Origin of the sequence: Parabacteroides sp. Marseille-P3160 (assembly GCF_900162725.1) — a bacterium.
Lineage (GTDB): Bacteria > Bacteroidota > Bacteroidia > Bacteroidales > Tannerellaceae > Marseille-P3160.
Genome location: NZ_LT799418.1, coordinates 2441600 through 2460216 on the forward strand (window position 1 = coordinate 2441600; position 18617 = coordinate 2460216).

Genomic DNA, 18617 nt, shown 5'->3' on the forward strand with positions numbered 1-18617 from the left:
TTTATTTCCGATATACGGAATCGTCTCTTATATGATATATACAGAGAACATTAAGTAACTGTTTAAATTTTGCTCATTCATTTATTTAGCTCTGTTTTTAGGGTAGTTGATACATTTGTAAAGCGAAAATAGCGGGCTATTTGAGCTGAGCAAAGGGAGCAAATACACAAAAACAGGACAAACAAATAACGAAATTGTCTTTCTTAAAATGCTTTCGGAAAATTTAAAAAGTTACTAAGATAAATATGTATCAGGCAATGACGGGAGGTGCACGCAAACCATGGAAATAGGAAACATGGAATGTCGCTCTACTCAAGTAAACCGGAACCTCGTAAGGAAGGAGTTCCGCTATAAATACAATGTGAAAAGGATCGGATTGAATAAAGGGAGATAAGGTAAAATGGCAAATAAGGCAGGAATCCTGAGAGTTGCCTTCTCCATCGGAATGATGTTGGCAGCTTGACTGATGAGAAGCAGAATCATGATGGTGGGTGCATTTGACTACACCGAGTGGCATGAGCGTTATAAGCAACAACCATGCAATGCTGATTCTTGTCCGACTCTCCCTTTTTATCCTGCTAATCATTATGATTGCGAATTTACGTGATTTTTTTATATAATTTCCCGATTCTTGAATCACTTTTTATAAGAAACAGTTTTTTTTTTCTGGATCTATCGGATATCTTAGGGAAAGGCAAAAAAGTCCGGACTTGGGAAAATCCGGACTTTTGTATCAGGGAGTCTTTTAATATTCCTCGGCAATAGGAGCAAAATGTTTTGACTTTAGAGTTCCCGAATCCAGATATTGCGGAAACTGATGGGCTCGCTGGGGTCGCCGTGGCTCTGCAAAATGATAGGGCCGGCGCCATGTTTCACTACTCTCGGGAAGCCGATATATTCCGTAGTGCCGAGGATCGTCGTGTTGTTCTGCAAAACGATTCCGTTTTGAATCAAGGTGACGCGCGGAGGAATGCGGTAAGTGCCGTCTTCTTTGAATACGGGAGCGGAATAAATGATATCGTATACATTCCATTCACCCGGTTTGCGCATGGCGTTAGCTAAAGGAGTCGCCTGCTTATATACACTTCCGGCTTGTCCGTTGGCATAGGTTTCGTTCTGATAATTGTCCAATACCTGGATCTCGTACATTCCTTGCAGGAAAATCCCACTGTTTCCCCGTGCCTGGCTTGAGCCGGTGATGTTTTCAGGAATCTGCCATTCGATATGGAGTTGGAAATTCTCGAATTTTTGTTTGGTCCGGATATCTCCGGCTGATTTCTTGACGGTAAAAACGCCGCCTTTTACGGTCCAGTCTGCCGGTTCGCCTTTTGTGTTCTCCCAGGCGGACAAGTCTTTCCCGTCGAAAAGTACGATTGCATCCGAGGGAGCGCTAAAGGTGCGGATATCTCCCGGAGTGACTACCGGGGGTTGTGGCGTCCAGAATTCCGACATGTCCGGTTTCATTTGTCCCGGCTTTGGATACTCTTTTTGAGCTTGCAGAGAGGTGCTTACGGTGCAAATGATAAAGGCAAACGCTACCTTTATCCATTGATTTTTCTTATTCATATTTGTCTTTTAAAAGTTAATATAATGCCGTAAAGGTATGGAATCATTTGTATATATTGTTCTCGGGGCGGTAATTAAATAACCGGTTTTCAGCCAGTGATTCGAATTTTGTTCCCGGACGGCCGTAATTGCTGTACGGATGGATACTGATTCCTCCCCGGGGGGTAAAGACGCCTTTGACTTCGATGTATTTGGGCTCCATCAACCGGATTAGGTCTTTCATGATGATGTTCACGCAGTCTTCGTGAAAGGCCCCGTGGTTGCGGAAGCTGAAAAGATAGAGTTTCAGGCTTTTGCTTTCTACCATCCGCAGGTCCGGGATGTAATCGATGTAGATGGTGGCGAAATCCGGCTGGCCGGTAATCGGGCAAAGGCTTGTAAATTCGGGGCAATCGAAATGCACCCAATAATCATTTTCGGGATGTTTATTGGCAAAGGTCTCCAAGACCTGCGGAGCATAGTCGGAATAGTAAACCGTCGGTTTTCCTAAATGCTGCAATTTGTTCGGCTCTTCCATGGCGAATCTATTTAATGTGTAACCTTATTGGATGTTTTTCTTCTGCTCAGATAACGCTTCAGTCCTTCGGCGCGAAGTTTGCAGGCGGGGCAGTGGCCGCAACCGTCCGCTGGAATGCCGTTGTAGCAAGTCAGCGTTTGGGTACGGACGAGGTCGAATACGCCCAGTTCGTCGGCCAATTCCCATGTCTCCGCCTTGTCCCGGCGCATCAGCGGGGTATGGATGACAAATTGTTCGTCCATAGCCAGGTTCAACGTCACATTCAAGGAACGGATGAAAGTGTCCCGGCAGTCCGGATAACCGCTGTAGTCTGTCTGGGAAACGCCGGTGACCAGATTGAAAATACCTTTGCTTCTCGCCAGGACGGCGGCAAAGGTGAGGAAAAGCATGTTTCGTCCCGGAACAAAGGTGTTCGGATAACCGCCGGCCGGCTGTACCTCATCCATGGGTATGCTGGAATCCGTCAATGAACTGCCGGTAATCTGACTAAGCAACGAAAGGTCGAGCACTTGGAAAGGAACGTTCGCTTCCTGTGCTATCTTTCGGGCGATTTCAATTTCGATTGCATGTTTCTGTCCGTAGGTAAAACAGACGGATTCTACTTCGGTGAACTGTTCCTTTGCCCAGAACAGGCAGGTTGTCGAATCTTGCCCGCCGGAAAAGCAGACTAATGCGGAATTGTTTTTATTCATTTTTCTTGTTTTTTATATCGTGGTAGTCAAGCACACGTGGGAAGAAGGCCGCAAACTTACTTTTAAAAGAGCTTGCGGCCTTTCGGCAGGATGCGTTACTGTTTCCCTTCGGTCAGAACGTCCTTATTTACTTTCTTTATCAAGCCCTGCAATACGGCGCCCGGCCCTAATTCAATGAAGTGGTCCGCTCCGTCGGCAATCATATTCTGTACGGTTTGCGTCCATTTCACCGGAGCGGTCAACTGGGCGATCAAGTTCTTCTGTATGCTCTCCGGATCGGTTTCCGGCTTTGCATTGACGTTCTGGTAGACCGGACATACCGGCCGGTTGAAGGTTGTGTTTTCGATAGCAGCGGCCAGTTCGGCGCGGGCTGGCTCCATCAGCGGGGAGTGGAACGCTCCGCCTACCTTTAGTTTCAATGCCCGTTTGGCTCCGGCGGCCAGCAATTGTTCGCAAGCCAGTTCGATGCCGCGTTCCGTCCCGGATATGACGATTTGTCCCGGACAGTTATAGTTGGCGCAAACGACGATCTCATCCGTAATTCCGGCGCAGACTTTTTCAACAGTTTCATCCGGCAAAGCCAATACTGCCGCCATTGTGGAGGGCTGTGCCTCACAAGCCTTCTGCATGGCCTGCGCCCTTTTGGAAACCAGTTTCAGGCCGTCTTCGAATGATAAGGCGCCGGAGGTAACCAATGCGGAAAATTCTCCGAGGGAATGCCCGGCTACCATATCGGGTTGGAAATCCGTACCTAACGTCTTTTGTAAGATAACGGAATGCAAGAAAACTGCGGGTTGGGTGACTTTTGTTTGTTTTAAATCTTCGTCCGTACCGGCAAACATCAGGTCTGTGATACGGAATCCGAGAATATCATTTGCTTTTTCAAAAAGCTCTTTAGCCAGAGAACTGTTGTCATACAGGTCTTTTCCCATACCGACAAACTGTGCGCCCTGACCGGGGAATACATACGCCTTCATTTTTTGATAATCTATTTTTATTATTTTTATATTCTGCAAAAGTAATAATTTTAGGATATATAGAAGTGGGTATTATTTCAAATCGTATCTTTGCCTACAGGATACATATATTAAACTGTAATTTTATACTAAAAAAACATGGATCAATTACTATTTATCGGAAATTTAGGCACTGGTGAGATAATCATTATTGCTATCATTGTACTTCTCTTGTTCGGTGGAAAGAAAATTCCCGAATTAATGAAAGGAATAGGTAAAGGAGTGAAGAATTTTAAAGACGGAGTAAAAGGGCTGGAAGACGATATTAAAGTAGACGATACGGATTCGGATAAGAAATAAGGGGCGATGCAGGAGAAAGAAATGTCATTCTGGGATCACCTGGAAGAACTTCGTTGGACTTTATTTCGTGTTATACTGGCGCTTTTTATATTTACGATTCTCGGATTAGCGGTTATGCCTTATCTCTTCGATAAAGTGATTATGGCGCCGTGTTCCTCGGATTTTGTCATATATAGGTTGATGTGTAACATTAGTTCGCATTTTTCTTTCATTCCGGATTTCTGCGACGATAATTTTCATGTCGATGTAGTCAATATTAAATTGGCGTCGCAATTTTTTACTTACATGACCTCTTCCTTTTGGTTCGCCTTAGTCTTGGCTTTTCCTTATCTGATGTTTGAAGTCTGGCGGTTTGTCAGTCCTGCTTTATACGAGAATGAGAAGAAGAACGTCCGTTGGGTCTTCGTCTTTGGAACGGTGATGTTTTTTACGGGATGCGCCGTGGGTTATTTTTTGGTATTTCCTATGACCCTGCGGTTCCTGATTACCTTTCAACTGAGTGCAGCGATTGTCGAACAAGTATCCCTCGATTCATACATGGATAATTTCCTGATGCTGATTTTTATTATGGGCATCGTTTTTGAGATGCCTTTGGTATCTTGGCTATTGTCCAAATTAGGGCTCTTGAACCGTTCCTTCTTTCACAAATACAGGCGCCATGCCATTGTCGGGTTATTGGTTGCTGCGGCTTTGATTACGCCGAGCAGCGATCCGTTCACCCTGTCGATCGTATTCTTACCATTATACGGATTATTTGAATTAAGCGCCTTGTTTGTCAAGAAAGCGCCGAAAGAAGAAGAGGATGACGAGGATGAAGAAGAAGAAGTCCTGCCTTCCCGGGAATAAAGATTCTATTTTTATAAAATAGAAGAAGAGGGTGCCGCCGAACAGCGAGCGCCCTCTTTTTTTCGCCCTTTTCCGGTCAACAGCGGGAAAACGGAATACCTGTATATTGACTTTCATTCAGATACATACTTCTCTGTCATTTTTATCTCATCTGATTGGGTGTTTTACAGCTGTCGAACACGTGTTTCACAGCTGTCGAACACGTGTTTTACGGCTGTGAAACACGTGTTCTATAGCCATCAAACACTAAATTGAGTTCGGTGAACAGGGCAAACTACCAGTTATGTTCGGCGGAAGCTCTAGCTTCCTTCGGTGATAAAAGCGAAGCTCCCGCCTCGCAATGCTTATCCTTTTTAAGGATAGGCAATTCCAACACGATGGAGTGAGAGCACTCCGCCGAACAAATGGGTATGCGTTTATTGGAATGGGCTCGGCTATATGGTCTACTCGTATCCCGATTCGCACTAAGATAAGATTGTACAATTATATTTATTGGATTTTCCCTTCTATGAAAATGGGGTACTGAACTTTCATAATAAGTTGTTTATTAATAAAACGGATGAATAACCTATTATTATTTCCCTAATTTTTGATATTCTCTTGATGCCAGGATTGAGTGATATGTGGAGTAGGGCAAGGGTGGAAAATAAAAAGAGGGTGCATCGAATGATGTTCACCCTCTTTCCTTGGACTTACCTGTCCGGAAAATTCAATATTCACTATTAATGGTTTGATTTTTTTATAGTTAAGGATTTTGGTTATTAACTGAATCTGATAACCTTAAAGACTATTTAATTTGAAAGTTATTTTACTCTTTATGTCTGTTGAGGATGCTCCGACCCAGGCTTCAAATGTGCCGGGCTCGGCAATCCAGTCATGTTTGGCCGGATCGAAGAAACTCAGCGCTTTTTTGTCAACGGTGAAGACGACCTCTTGTTCTTCTCCGGGTTCCAGGAATACTTTCTTGAATCCTTTCAGTTCCTTTACCGGACGCGGCAAGGATGATTTGTCATCATGGATATAGAGCTGAACCGTTTCGGCTCCTTTCCGGTTCCCCGTGTTTTTCACTTTCACACGGAGTGAAAGGGTTTGTTCCGGAGTCATTTCTTTCTTATCGGCCGTTACCTTGCCGTAAGTGAAGGTCGTATAACTCAATCCGTGTCCGAAGCTGAAAAGGGGTTTGATTTTCTCCTTGTCGATCCAACGGTATCCGACAAAGATGCCTTCCCGGTAGGTTTCTTCTTCCTTCCCTGGGTAATCGCCCAGCTTGTGAGCTCCGTTATCTTCCAACCTGACAGGGAAGGTAAAAGGCAGTTTTCCCGAAGGATTGACATCGCCGGTCAGGATGGAGGCGATGGCATGACCCGCTTCCGAACCCAGATACCAGGCTTGCACGATTGCGGGAACTTCATTCACCCAGGGCATTGCGACGGCATTTCCGGAGATATTGATGACAACGAGATTTTTGTTCGTCTTTGCCAATGCACCGATCACTTTATCCTGATTGTACGGCAATCCCAAGCCGGATCGGTCGTTGCCCTCACTATCCTGCCCGTCGTTTTTGTTTAACCCTCCGATGAACAGGACATAGTCGGCGTCTTTGGCCAGGTTGCAGGCTTCGGCAATCAGTTCGTCCTCCGAACGGTTATCCGTTAAATCCTGGCCGACTTGCAATCCGTCCTGCGCCTTAGACTTTTCCCCGGCATAACCGCGGGCGAAAAGAACTTCCGCCTGGTTTCCGATGCGTTGTTTGATTCCTTCCTGTGGAGAGATTTCGTACTTGGCTTTCAGGGAAGAACTTCCCCCGCCGATAGTCATCACTTTGACGGCATTTTCGCCTACGACCAGGATCTTTTTGGCCTTCGTTAAGTCGATGGGAAGCAGATTCTGTTCGTTCTTTAAAAGAACGATGCCTTCCTCGGCTATCTTGCGTCCGGCGGCTCCATGTTCGGGAGTGCCGAATGAACCCCAGGGACGTTTGGTATTCATTGTCGTGCGGAAAACCAACCGGAGAATGTTGCGTACTTTCTTATCTACCTCTTCCTCCTTTACTTCCCCCGATTTTAGCAGTTTGAGGAAAGGAGTTGCCAGATAGTAATTGGAGTATGCATCGCTGGTACCTTCGCTCAGGCCGTCCGTCCAGGAGCCGAATTCCATATCCAGTCCGTTGTATATGGCCTGCCGGGTATTGTTTATGCCTCCCCAGTCCGAAACGACTACTCCATCAAATCCCCATTCCCCGCGGAGAATATCATTCAGCAGGTATTGGTTCTGGCCGCACCATTGGCCTTTGTATTTATTATAAGCGCCCATGATCGCCCAGGCTTTTCCTTCTTGAACGGCCGCCTTGAATGCGGGCAGATAAATTTCATAGAGCGTGCGGTCATCGATGTTGACGTTGACCGTGTGGCGATTGGTTTCCTGGTTATTCAGGGCGAAATGTTTGACGCAGGCGGCTACTCCATTGGACTGTACCCCTTGTATATAGGGTATGACCATGCGGGAAGACAAATAGGGATCTTCACCCATATATTCGAAATTACGGCCGTTCAGCGGCGTACGGTAAATGTTTACACCGGGGCCAAGCAACACATTCTTGTTCCGGTAACGCGCCTCTTCTCCAATCGATTTGCCGTAGAGCGCCGACATTTCCGGATTCCAGGAAGCCGCCAGGCAGGTCAGGGCCGGAAATGCAGTGCAGGAATCGTTGGTCCATCCCGCCTGATCCCATTCGTCCCAGAATACTTCCGCACGGATCCCGTGAGGTCCGTCGCTCATCCAGTTGTCCGGTATTCCCAAACGGGGAATTCCCCGCGAACTGAATTTGGACTGGGCGTGGCACATGGCTACTTTTTCTTCCAGCGTCATTCTGGAGAGTGCGTCTTCTACTCGTTGTTCTATCGGTTTTGTCTCGTCCAGATAGACGGGAACGGATGACTGAGCGGACAGGCAAACCGGAGAACCGGCCAGCAATATCGCTATAAAACTTTTAATTGTCTTTTGCATAGGGTTTACTTCCTTTTCCTTTTCCTTTTAAAAGACGGGCAGTTTGAGAACTGCCCGTCTTATGGTTACTAATTTCCTATTTTTGTTCTACTGTTAACTTTGCCTCACCCTTTCCTTTTGAAACATCCAGCGTGAATACATAAGTGGCGTCTAGCGTAAGGGTTTTCCCTTCGACAATACCCAGATTTCCGGAGTCTCTACCGTTATTCCCGTCACCGACAAAAATAAGGTCACTATCCGTAGTCAGGGTGGAAGCCCCGAATTCCCCTCCCCATCCTTTCTGATGGAAGAACTTGAAATTAATACTCTCCGCCGATACGCTCTTTCCTGCTATAAGCGTCACCTGATATTTCTTATCTCCGATAGGAGCCATACAAATCGCATTGTTCGGTTCCCAGCCGACTACGTTGGTTGCGACTGACGGTTTGCCGATATTATCACCGATAATCCATACAACGCCTGACCCGTCGTCCTGCAAAGTAACGAAATTATTTCCCGTCATCGCTTCTACTTTGAAGTATTCTTTCTCGAAATTGGCTGTGATACGGTATTTGCCGCTAATCGGGACGAAGGTTACTTTTCCATCTGTGCCGACACTGAAGAAGTCCGGATCGATCCACCAGTCTGATATATTGTCGATACCGGTGATGGTCATTTCCTGTCCTTTGGTCAGTTCCAGATCCGCCTTATAATTGTTATCGTCGATTCTTTCGAGTATGACATCATTGATCGCGTAAGCGATGATGAAAGGAGAAGCTTCGTAAGTAAGCGTATTAAATGTGATCGCATATTCTCCGGCGGACGAGTTGGAGAAAGGAATATTGGCGGTCACTCCCTGGGTGATCGCATTGTCCGCCCATCCGAATGTTATTTCATTTCCCGCATTCCCCGCTGCCGGCGCTTTGATATAACCCGATACCTTTACCGGGAAAGATTTTTTTGCTTCATATTGGTATAATCCCGTACGCTCCATGCGGTATTCCTGTTCACCCGCAACAAGTGTCAGATATGGATAATCAGGCCGGGTAACCGGCAAGTTAATCGTTTCCTCTTTGATCGTTAGATGAATATTCTGCAGGACAAACTTCAAAGTCGCTGTTCCGTTCGGTATGTCTTTATAGTACGGAATGAATATCTTCCCGTTGTAATCCCCGTTTGTTTTTGTACGGATCACCGTTTCGGAAACCATCTCTTCACCGAAATAAAGTCTCGCTTTTAAGGTGGAAAGAGGTACTTCCGGATCGGAGGCGCCTATATTGAAGCTTAGACTATCTCCGAATTGGGCGGTTGCTATCTGGTTTTTAACCTCGATCGTCGGGTTGCCCGGATTGCTTTCATCGTCATCGTCCGAACATGCATTAAAGAGGAGAACTCCCGACAAAATCATGCATAATAAATAGATTTGTTTTTTCATGTCTTTTTATTTTTTCCAACGAAAAGAAACGACCGATTTAAGGGGAATATCATAGCTGAAATGATTATTGTCATCACTTAAAACGATTTTCTTTACTTCATTTGTATTATTTAATAAAACGAAAGCGTAAGTTCCGTCTGTATTTTCAAAGGCGGAATAAGTTACCCCGTTTGACGTATAACCCTTTGTCCCTATACGAGTGGCGCCGGGCTTAATGACTGAGGATAAATGGCCGATAATATAGTAATGCGAATTTTTGGTAATCGTTTTGAAATCCGAATTGTCGATATCCACGGCACCGTAACAGGTTTGACACCCTCCCTCGCGGTTGGGGCCCCGATCCGAATCCAGCATCAGGTTCCATACGATTACAGCCTTGCACCAGTTGTTGATAGTGCCTAAAGCCACTTCTTCCATGTCATCCATGAGCCGGACAGACAGGTTATGCCCGTCGTTCCAGGTACCAATGGAGGTTTCCGTAAAAATCAATTCTTTATCCGGCTTTTTTGCCTGGATATCCAAAAGTTCCTCCCTGTTTCCTCCATAATTATGAAACGCGGCACCAGTGGCGAACTGGGCGGCTGCTTCATCCTCATAGATTTTTATCGGATAATCGTTCTGGTCGCTGATATTGTCGTAATTGTAATTGTGATCGAACAAATAGATTTTTGTAGCCAAGCCCGCTTCTTTTAGTTTCGGGCCTAAAGCCATCTTTACAAAATCCCGTTGCTCTTCCCAACCCATATACAAGGATGCCGAGTTACCGCGGTTCAAGGGCTCGTTTTGCGGCGTAATCGCCTCAATCCCGATTCCATTATCCTGCATTGCCCGGATCCATTTGACAAAATAGGCTCCATAATCCTGATAGTAAGCCGGATTGAGCTGTCCGCCCGTCCATGAGTCGTAAGGTTGTAAATCTTTCAGGTTATTCACCTTCATCCAGCGGGGACAAGTCCACGGCGAACCCAAAACTTTCAGTTTCGGATTAATGGCCAGGATCTCTTTCAGAATGGGAATAACATATTCCTTTTCCTCCTTTTGCAAAGCAAAATTCTCTATTCCAGGGACATCACAACAGGTGTATTCGCTCAATGAGAAATCCGAGCAGCCGATGGAAATCCGGACATAGCTTTGTCCCATTCCATCCGTATCCGAAAAAGTCTCTTTCAGAAACTTGGTCCGGTTTTCTTTCGTCATCTGTAGCAGATTAAAACAGGTTGAACCTGTAATGGCAGAACCGAAGCCATCCATTATTTGATAACGGGTCGAAGGAACGAGCGTAATGGTGCTGGGAGCCATGTTCGGCGTGTCGCTAAATCCAATCTCCTGTTTTGTAAAATCATAGGATCGTGTATTGCTTGTCACAAATACGGTCACATCTGTCCCTGTTTGCGGAGGATCCGGATTCTCTTCTCCTCCGCCGGGGTTATCTTTCCCGCAGGCTGTCAAGGCAGACAGCAGGAAGCACGACATAAATGCAATTCGCTTTATCTTCATTTTTTTTCTATTATGAAATTAATAACCAGGATTCTGCACTAAATTAGGATTCTGGTCGATTGCACCCTGTGGAATCGGAAGCAGGTAAGAATCTGTGCTGAACGGATAGAGCTGTGTTTTTCTTCCCGTATCTTTTGCATAAACGGCATTCATGACTTCTTCTACCTTGTCGAGGCGAACCAAATCGAACCAGCGTTGTCCTTCAAAGGCTAATTCCAGACGACGTTCTTTCAAGAGTGCCTCTTCCATCTCCTGTTTGTTGCTTCGGACGGACGATGGCAATTGAGTCAGTCCGGCGCGTTGGCGTATTTTGTCGATGATGCCGGCGGCGGCACTCAAATCCGGGCTTCCTTTCATGATCAACGCTTCCGCTTTCAAAAGGAGAACGTCGGCATATCTGAATTTGATGATGCTGCTGTTTGCCGAACGGCATTTATACATGAACGGATAGTTATCCGACGGATAGTAATTGCTCCACGTACAAGCATAATAAACGATTGATTGTTCATAACGGATTTTATCACCTTCATTTGTATAAGCCTTAATCAGGTCACGTGAAGGAGTAACCCATTTTGCCCATGTAAAATTACTGTTCCAGTTGATAATATCCCGTCCGAACATCCAGGAGCACCAGTTTCCGTTTCCGGAGGTAAACTGAGCCTCCAGGATCGACTCCTTCGTATTCCGCATTTTTGCGTCGGTATTGTTTGCGTTCATGCCGAATAAGTCGCTAAAGTCGGCCACCAAATCAAAACCATCGGTCGTTACCTCATCACAATATTTAATCACTTTATCATAATCGCGTAGCGGTTTTTCCGCATACACCTTGGCTAACAGGGTGCGGGCAACGGACTTGGTGAATAACGTTTTGTCATTCGGATTGTTGTTCGGAGCGGCTGCCAGCGCATCCAGCAAATCCTGCTCGATTTGTTTGTAAGCCTCTTCCGCCGTACTTTGTTTCGGGAAGTATTGGGGATAGACTTCTTCTATGTTTTCCGAAGTAATATCATCGGCTTCAGTAGTGATGACCGGAATGTTTCCCCACAGGCGGACCATGTCGAACAAAACCATTGCCCTGAATATTTTGGCCTGCGCTTTATAACTTTCACGTTCAGCCGTGGTAAAGGAGTCATCCTTTACGGAATCTACATTTACAATCAATTTATTGGCTCTGGCTACATCCTCCAGGTACCTGTCCCAGTCCCTTTTGATGACTGAATTGGAACCTTCAATTGAATTGTTCTCAAACGGAACGACTTCGGCTCCGGTTGTTCCTGCATATGCATTGTCGGAATGAGAATCGGCAATCAACAGAAGATCTACATACCAGTGTTCCTGGCGGTCTCTCATCTGATTATAGATTGTCTTCATGTGACTTTCTACATCCGCCTTGTTTCTAAAAACAATTTTTTCACCCGTTTCACTTTCTCCCTGCGTGATATCGGAGTAAGTATCTATCGGCTCATAGTCTAAAGAACAAGAGGCCAGGCTTAGTAATAAGCATCCGATAAAGCCTCTGAATATATATGTTAGTTTCATGATTTTATTTGTTAGAATTCAACATTAACACCGAATACGAAAGACTTGCTGTGAGGATAGGTTCCCCAGTCTATGCCTTGAATAGCCCCACTGTTTCCCCATTGGTTTACCTCCGGATCCATCCCTTTGTACTTTGTCCAGGTAAGGAGGTTCGTTGCCGTAAAATAGGGCTGAAGGCGGGATACGCCCAGTTTCTGTAAGAAATTTGCCTTAACGTTATAAGATAAAGAGAGATCCTTTACTCTCAGATAGCTACCGTCTTCGACGAAATAACTTGAGTTTTTCATATCAAATCCGGCCTTGGGAACATCCGTTATCTGCCCCGGTACTCTCCAACGTTCCAGTACGCGTGTCGATTGGTTCTTTCCGTCGTACATCCCTTCTGTTTCCATGCGGGAGGCATTGAATATGTCATTGCCGTAGGATCCTTGGATGAAAACGCTTAGCGTCAGATTTTTCCATGAGAACGTATTTGTCAGACCATATGTGAAATCTGGATTCGGATCGCCGATATAGGTACGGTCGGTCGACGAAATCTTGCCATCCCCATTGATATCGCGATAGATTAATTCTCCGGTCTCCGGATCGACTCCGTCGCTGATGTATCCGAAGAAGCCGCTCAATGGACGTCCGGCTTCGTTGCGTACCACATCTTCATTAACAAAATCACTGGTCCTACCGCCTGTATAGATCGGAGTCAGTTCCAGTTTCGTAAGTTTGTTTTTATTGAAAGAAATATTGAAATCCGTATTCCAACTGAATACCCCTTCCAGGTTCCTCGAATTAACCGAGACTTCAAATCCCTTATTGGTCATTTCCCCTTCGTTACGTGCAATCGTATTCGCGATGGCGGCGCCGGAAGGCAGGGTTACGTTCATCAACATATCTTTCGTACTTTTATAATAATAATCGAGGGTAACAGATAATCTGCTTTTGAAGGCCGTAAAGTCGATACCCACATTGGTTTGGGTCGTTGTTTCCCATTTCAAATCGGGGGTACGGAGATTGGCCGGAGTAATGGAAGGTACAGCATTTACATTCTCCGGTTTCGTCCAGTCAATACGATTAATATTATACCGTTGTAAATAGGCGTAATCATTCAGTCCCGACTGGTTACCGGTTTGTCCCCATCCGGCCCTGAGTTTTAAGTCATCCAACCAATCCAATCCTTTCATAAATTCTTCCGAAGAAATACGCCAGGCAGCAGAGGCTGAAGGAAATGTTCCCCAGCGATGATCCGGATGTATTCTGGACGAACCGTCGGCACGTACATTCACCGTCAGCAAATACTTGCTGTCATAATTATAAGCTACCCGTCCGAAATAAGACATGATGCCCCATTCGGAACCGCCGCTACCCGTATTATCCCATGCAATTTTATTTGCTGCATTGAGCGTCTGGATACTTCCGTCCCGGAAATGGGAGCCGTTGATCCAGCTATTCCTATAGTCCGAATCAGTCCATGAAGAACCGGCCATCGCTTCGATACCATGTTTTTCGAAAGACTTGGCATATGTCAATACATTATCGAAAGTCAAAACCGTATTCATATTCCGCTCGTCGGAAGCGGTACCGTAATTATCCCGTCCGGCGGCCGTCTTAATCGGATCCAGGAATTTGGTGTTAATTGCGTTTCTACGATCCAACGTAAAGGTAGATTTGAGCGTTAATTCCGGTATAAAGGTAATTAATGCGCTACCTGAAGCGATCAAGCGATTCTCCTTGTCCTGGTTATTTTCTCCACGCGCCATGTTTTCACGAGGGTTGGTAATATTCCCTATACCGTAGAAGTTATTATAGTACTGGCCCGGATTTTCAGGATCCCATACCGGAGCATAGGTCGGAGTATTGATGACAGAAAGGACAACGCCGCCCCGGTTTGCACCGGTACCGCTAATGATTCCGTTTTGTGTATAGTCGGCATAGGTAACATTCCCACTGATGGTAAGCCATTTTCTTACTTGGTTTTCTACGTTTGCCCGGAAATTATACCGTTTATAAAAAGCCGTGTTTAATACCCCTTTTTCATCCAGATAACCTCCGGAAACCAGATATTTCAGTTTGTCGGTTCCGTCGGAAATAGAGACTTGATAACTTTGGGCTACTCCTGTGTCGTAAGCTTCATCAAACCAATTGGTTTCGTCTTTCAATCCGTCGGGCAAGGAGATGAAACCTATTTCATCTTGCAGTTCCTTGTATTGTGCTGTGTTTAATGGTTTTATTTTCTCCGATACTCTATTTAAGCTTAATTGGGCATTAAAGCTTATTTTCGCATTTCCTTTTTCTCCGGCCTTTGTCGTGATTAAAATCACGCCGTTTGCTGCACGGGAACCATAGATGGCGGCGGAAGAGGCGTCTTTCAATATTTGTATACTCGCTATATCATTAGGGGTAAGGAACTTTATATTATCTACCGGCACACCGTCCACTATATACAAAGGATCGTTACTTCCGTTGAATGAGGTGGTTCCACGTACACGGATGGATACTTCCCCACCGGGAGCGCCGTTGGGTTGTATGACCGAAACTCCTGCCGCCTTACCTTGGATCGCCTGGCCTGCCGATATGATAGGCCTTAACTCGATATCCTTGGTAGAGACACTGGAAATGGCGGTGGTCACATCTTTCCGTTTAACGGATCCGTACCCTATGACTACCACTTCATCCAATAACTTATCCGCTTCCGAAAGCTTAATATCCAGTTTGCTGCTTTCCGCCTTGACTTCAACCGTTTGATATCCTATATAGGAAAATGTGACAGTGGAACCTTTGGCAAACTGTAGAGAATAGTGTCCGTCCATGTCCGTAATCGTACCATTGGCCGGATTTTCCTTTTGCGTGATGGAAACCCCGATAAGAGGCTCTCCCGTTGAGGCATCTGAGACGATTCCGCTCACCTCAATAACATTGTCCTGAGCATAGATAGGTATATTGCCTATAAAAGCCAGACACAAACATAAGGTGTAAACAAAATAATGTTTCATAATTTTAAATTAATGGTTACTAAATAAAGATTAACTGAATAGGTTAACTCTTTTTCTTTTGATAAAATTAGGATTCTATCTGGTATCTTGGGAAAGATGCACAAAAAAGGTACCTTGCTAAAAACGTAAATAGCATTTAGTCAGGCAATAATACAAATGTGGGAGCCGAAAAAAGTAATCTTTTTTGTTTGTCCGTTACTGGTTTTTCCGCAAGGTTCCGATTTTTTCCACATGGCTTTCGAACTCGTCGCGGGGGACGGCCGATTTGTTCCGGACTTTCGTACGGTAGTTATAAACCGTACGGAGCGAATAACGCAGGAAACTGGCGATTTTTACACTGTCTTTAATGCCCAACCGAATTAATGCGAAAATGCGTAATTCGGTGTTGAGAAGCTCCCCTTGTTTCGGGATGATATGCTCTTCCGGGAGAAGCAGGGAATTGAATTCCTCGATGAAAGAAGGGTAGAGGCTGAGGAAAATGATATCAAAGTTTTTATATAATTCATCCACCTCATTATCTATGGAGGCAGTAGATCGAAGCATCGCATATAATTCTTCCACCTGGTTGTTGGATGCTTTTTTGATCAGCGCCTTACGGTAGTTTTCCATCTTGTCGATGTAGTTGGAGCACAGGTCGAAAAAATGGGCGATATATTCCTCTTTGATAAGGTTGGCTTCCATGAGATTTTTATTAGCGTCCTGCAAGTCGCTGTTTAAACGGTTCAAATCCTTGTTCGTGCGCTTCAATTCCCTTTTTACTCTCGCCAATCGTTTAACCTGAATATAGATATAGAGGATGCCGATGATGAGTGCCGTACTTAATATGCTGATTAATATGAGGTAGAACTGTAGTTCTTCCTTTTGTCTTTCTTCTTTTTCCTGGTAGGAGGCATTGATGATAGGATAGTAGCTCATCCCTTCCATGGCTCTATATCTGACGTTGCAAAAGAGAGCGTCTTCCATGGCCGACTTCATTAGGGTGTATGCCTTGGAAATATCCCCCCTTTTGAAGTAAACGAGTGCCAGGCTTTGCTGGGAGGCATTGTCCTTGATGCAGTTGCGGATATCCATAATGGCCGATAGCGTATAGTATTTGATTTGCAAATCTTCCTTATTTATTCTTTTATATAACTCTCCGAGCAGATAGTAAATCAGGGCATGGTTCGAGTCACTTTCGGACGTTTGGGAAAGCAAGGTTAGTAATTGTCTTTCTGTTTTCTCGATATTCCCGTTATATACAAATCGTATTGCCAGTTCTATCCGGTATTCCTGTGATTCGGGTTCGAGGATGGCTAAGACCGAATCCCTGTATTCCTCACTCTTTTTGAAATAGAGATCATCGCCGTTGCTCTGCCCGTAGTGGCTGTAGAAAGAGCAGTAAACCGTATAGTAAAACGCCTGCAGTTTAAGGGGGAGTTTACTTTGGTCGATACTGTCCAGAATATCTTTCGATTCAATATACATTCCTTTGGTAGAGTAGGCGTTAGCCAAATAGATTTTGGACTCGGTGATCCGATCCGTTTGATGCATTAATTCCGCAATCCGTATGTTTTCCTTGATATAATGCACCGAAGAGTCCGCCTTGTATTTTTTGTATTCATTGTGCAGGCTCTCGTTCAAGTCGTAAGTTTGTTCCAACGATAGATTCTTCAACCCCTGGATTTGTTTTAGTTGCTGTATTCTTTGTTCTTTTATGGACAGGTAACGTTCTTTGTTAGCCAACGCCTGGTTCAATTGGACATATAAGGAGTCTTCCGCATGAATGGGAAAGAAGATATTGGAATTAATCCATAGTAAAAACATCAGTATTAGAGTCTGCTTCATCTGATTTCGTTCATGTCTGTGTTTTAGAAAGGTAAAGATAATGATAAATTGGAGGGAGATGTATGAAAATATAATATTTTGTTCGATGTCCCCCTGCACCGATCGGAATCTTGTTGCCTGGATGACGAAAAAGAGAAGGAATATTTTGGCCAAAAATAGGGTTTACCCTGAACAATCTGTAAATTTGCAGGATTAAAAATGAACCGTCTTATGATTGAAACGTTACTCTCATTTCAACTGGCAGAACAAATACTGATGGGTGCGGCTGCCGCCTTGTTCCTTATCCAATTATATTATTACCGGGTGCCCTATGCACGGCCGTTCCGCCGGCTTCGGCGGGAAGGAGAGGATGCTGCTTCTGTCGGAAAGGAGAGGGTACTTCCGCCGGTATCCGTGATTGTCTATGCAAAGAATGAGTCGGAGAACCTGAAGCGCTTTTTGCCTTTGTTGTTGAAGCAGGATCATCCGGAATATGAAGTGATTGTTATTAATGACGGGTCGACGGATGAAAGCGACGAGGTGCTGAAGGAACTGGAAACCGTACATAAGAACCTGTATCATACCTATATTCCGATGGATGCCAAATATATGAGTCGTAAGAAGTTGGCGCTGACCATCGGCGTCAAGGCGGCCAAGCATGAGTTACTGCTCTTTACGGAAGCCAACTGCGCCCCGTTGAGTGACCACTGGGTATCGTCTATGGCCGCCCGATACGACGCGGAGACGGAAATAGTCCTTGGGTTCTGCGCTTTGGAATCACGTAAGGGGTTTTTCTCAAAATTGGCGATTTATGATAATTTGCTGGTCGGCCTGCAATATCTTTCTTCTGCTTTGAAAAGCCGTCCATATATGGGGGAAGGAGGGAACTTGTCTTATCGGAAAGAGTTGTTTTTCAAGAAGAAGGGATTTTCCAAGACCTTGGGGCTCCAGTCCGGCGAAGACGACTTGTTTGTCAATGAGTCGGGTAACCGGAAGAATACGAAGACGATCTACACCCCGGAGAGTATTATACAGAGGGCACCTTACGAAAGATACCGCGTATGGAAGGAGCGGAAAGTTTCCCGGGCGGCTACGCGGAAGTATTATCGCGGGTTTTCGCTTTTTTTCTACCGATTGGAGGTTTGGACGCGGTTGCTTTTTTACATTTCCGTCGTTCTGTCGATCGTGGCGGGTTGTTTTCTGAACTGGTTAACGGCAGTCGTGGCAGGTGTTTTATTCGCGTTGCGCTTGGTTTTTGTGCTTTATACGTTCCACCAATCTTCACGGATGCTTTGCCAGAAACCGGTGACGGGATGGATTCCTTTTTTGGAAATTATCCTTCCGCTTTATAACGGATACATTTCGATCTATCGCCTTTTCTGGGGGAAAAACGATTATACATTTTATTTGGAACGCTGAAGGGGGAGGTGTCTCCTT

At 45.1% G+C, this 18617-nt stretch carries 13 protein-coding genes; 3 read left to right on the forward strand and 10 right to left on the reverse strand.

The features are described 5' to 3' along the window. Positions 1 to 783: 783 nt before the first annotated feature. The 4 genes from BQ8014_RS09745 to fabD form a co-directional block, all read right to left on the reverse strand. Positions 784 to 1464 carry a 3-keto-disaccharide hydrolase gene (locus tag BQ8014_RS09745; RefSeq protein ID WP_369808826.1) on the reverse strand — a complete coding sequence of 227 codons (681 nt, stop codon included), beginning with the start codon at positions 1462 to 1464 and terminating at the stop codon, positions 784 to 786. A gap of 145 nt (positions 1465 to 1609) precedes the next feature. Further along, positions 1610 to 2083 (reverse strand): preQ(1) synthase, encoded by a 474-nt coding sequence (gene queF, locus BQ8014_RS09750; protein WP_080904172.1) that lies wholly within the window; start codon positions 2081 to 2083, stop codon positions 1610 to 1612. 11 nt (positions 2084 to 2094) lie between these two features. Further along, complete coding sequence (gene queC / locus BQ8014_RS09755) at positions 2095 to 2775, reverse strand: 7-cyano-7-deazaguanine synthase QueC (RefSeq protein WP_080904173.1); 681 nt, start codon at positions 2773 to 2775, stop codon at positions 2095 to 2097. Positions 2776 to 2870: 95 nt separating this feature from the next. Next, positions 2871 to 3752, reverse strand: coding sequence for an ACP S-malonyltransferase (fabD, locus tag BQ8014_RS09760; protein ID WP_080905911.1), 882 nt, complete (start codon positions 3750 to 3752; stop codon positions 2871 to 2873). 138 nt (positions 3753 to 3890) lie between these two features. Here fabD and BQ8014_RS09765 point away from each other — a divergent pair, with 138 nt between their 5' ends. Both BQ8014_RS09765 and tatC read left to right on the forward strand, forming a co-directional pair. Further along, the gene (locus tag BQ8014_RS09765) at positions 3891 to 4091 is read left to right on the forward strand and encodes a Sec-independent protein translocase subunit TatA/TatB (RefSeq protein WP_080904174.1); all 201 of its coding nucleotides are present in this window, start codon (positions 3891 to 3893) and stop codon (positions 4089 to 4091) included. 6 nt (positions 4092 to 4097) lie between these two features. Continuing rightward, positions 4098 to 4937: a twin-arginine translocase subunit TatC gene (gene tatC / locus BQ8014_RS09770; protein WP_080904175.1), complete on the forward strand. Its 840-nt coding sequence runs from the start codon at positions 4098 to 4100 to the stop codon at positions 4935 to 4937. A 780-nt stretch (positions 4938 to 5717) separates the two neighbouring features. On the opposite strand, the gene BQ8014_RS09775 is transcribed toward tatC, so the two are convergent. The 6 genes from BQ8014_RS09775 to BQ8014_RS09800 form a co-directional block, all read right to left on the reverse strand. Then, entirely contained in the window at positions 5718 to 7943 is a 2226-nt protein-coding gene (locus tag BQ8014_RS09775) for a glycoside hydrolase family 3 C-terminal domain-containing protein (RefSeq protein WP_080904176.1), read from the reverse strand. A 76-nt stretch (positions 7944 to 8019) separates the two neighbouring features. Next, positions 8020 to 9357: a DUF5125 domain-containing protein gene (locus tag BQ8014_RS09780; RefSeq protein ID WP_080904177.1), complete on the reverse strand. Its 1338-nt coding sequence runs from the start codon at positions 9355 to 9357 to the stop codon at positions 8020 to 8022. A 6-nt stretch (positions 9358 to 9363) separates the two neighbouring features. Further along, a complete protein-coding gene (locus BQ8014_RS09785) occupies positions 9364 to 10854 on the reverse strand; it encodes a glycoside hydrolase family 30 beta sandwich domain-containing protein (protein WP_080904178.1) in 1491 nt (496 codons plus the stop codon). 18 nt (positions 10855 to 10872) lie between these two features. Then, complete coding sequence (locus BQ8014_RS09790; protein WP_080904179.1) at positions 10873 to 12393, reverse strand: RagB/SusD family nutrient uptake outer membrane protein; 1521 nt, start codon at positions 12391 to 12393, stop codon at positions 10873 to 10875. Between the two features lie 11 nt (positions 12394 to 12404). Beyond that, positions 12405 to 15377 carry a SusC/RagA family TonB-linked outer membrane protein gene (locus tag BQ8014_RS09795; protein ID WP_080904180.1) on the reverse strand — a complete coding sequence of 991 codons (2973 nt, stop codon included), beginning with the start codon at positions 15375 to 15377 and terminating at the stop codon, positions 12405 to 12407. 195 nt (positions 15378 to 15572) lie between these two features. Then, on the reverse strand, positions 15573 to 17201 hold the full coding sequence (locus tag BQ8014_RS09800; RefSeq protein ID WP_080905912.1) for a DUF6377 domain-containing protein: 1629 nt from the start codon (positions 17199 to 17201) through the stop codon (positions 15573 to 15575). Between the two features lie 210 nt (positions 17202 to 17411). On the opposite strand from BQ8014_RS09800, the gene BQ8014_RS09805 reads away from it, so the two are divergent. Next, a complete protein-coding gene (locus tag BQ8014_RS09805) occupies positions 17412 to 18599 on the forward strand; it encodes a glycosyltransferase (RefSeq protein ID WP_080904181.1) in 1188 nt (395 codons plus the stop codon). Positions 18600 to 18617: the final 18 nt, after the last annotated feature.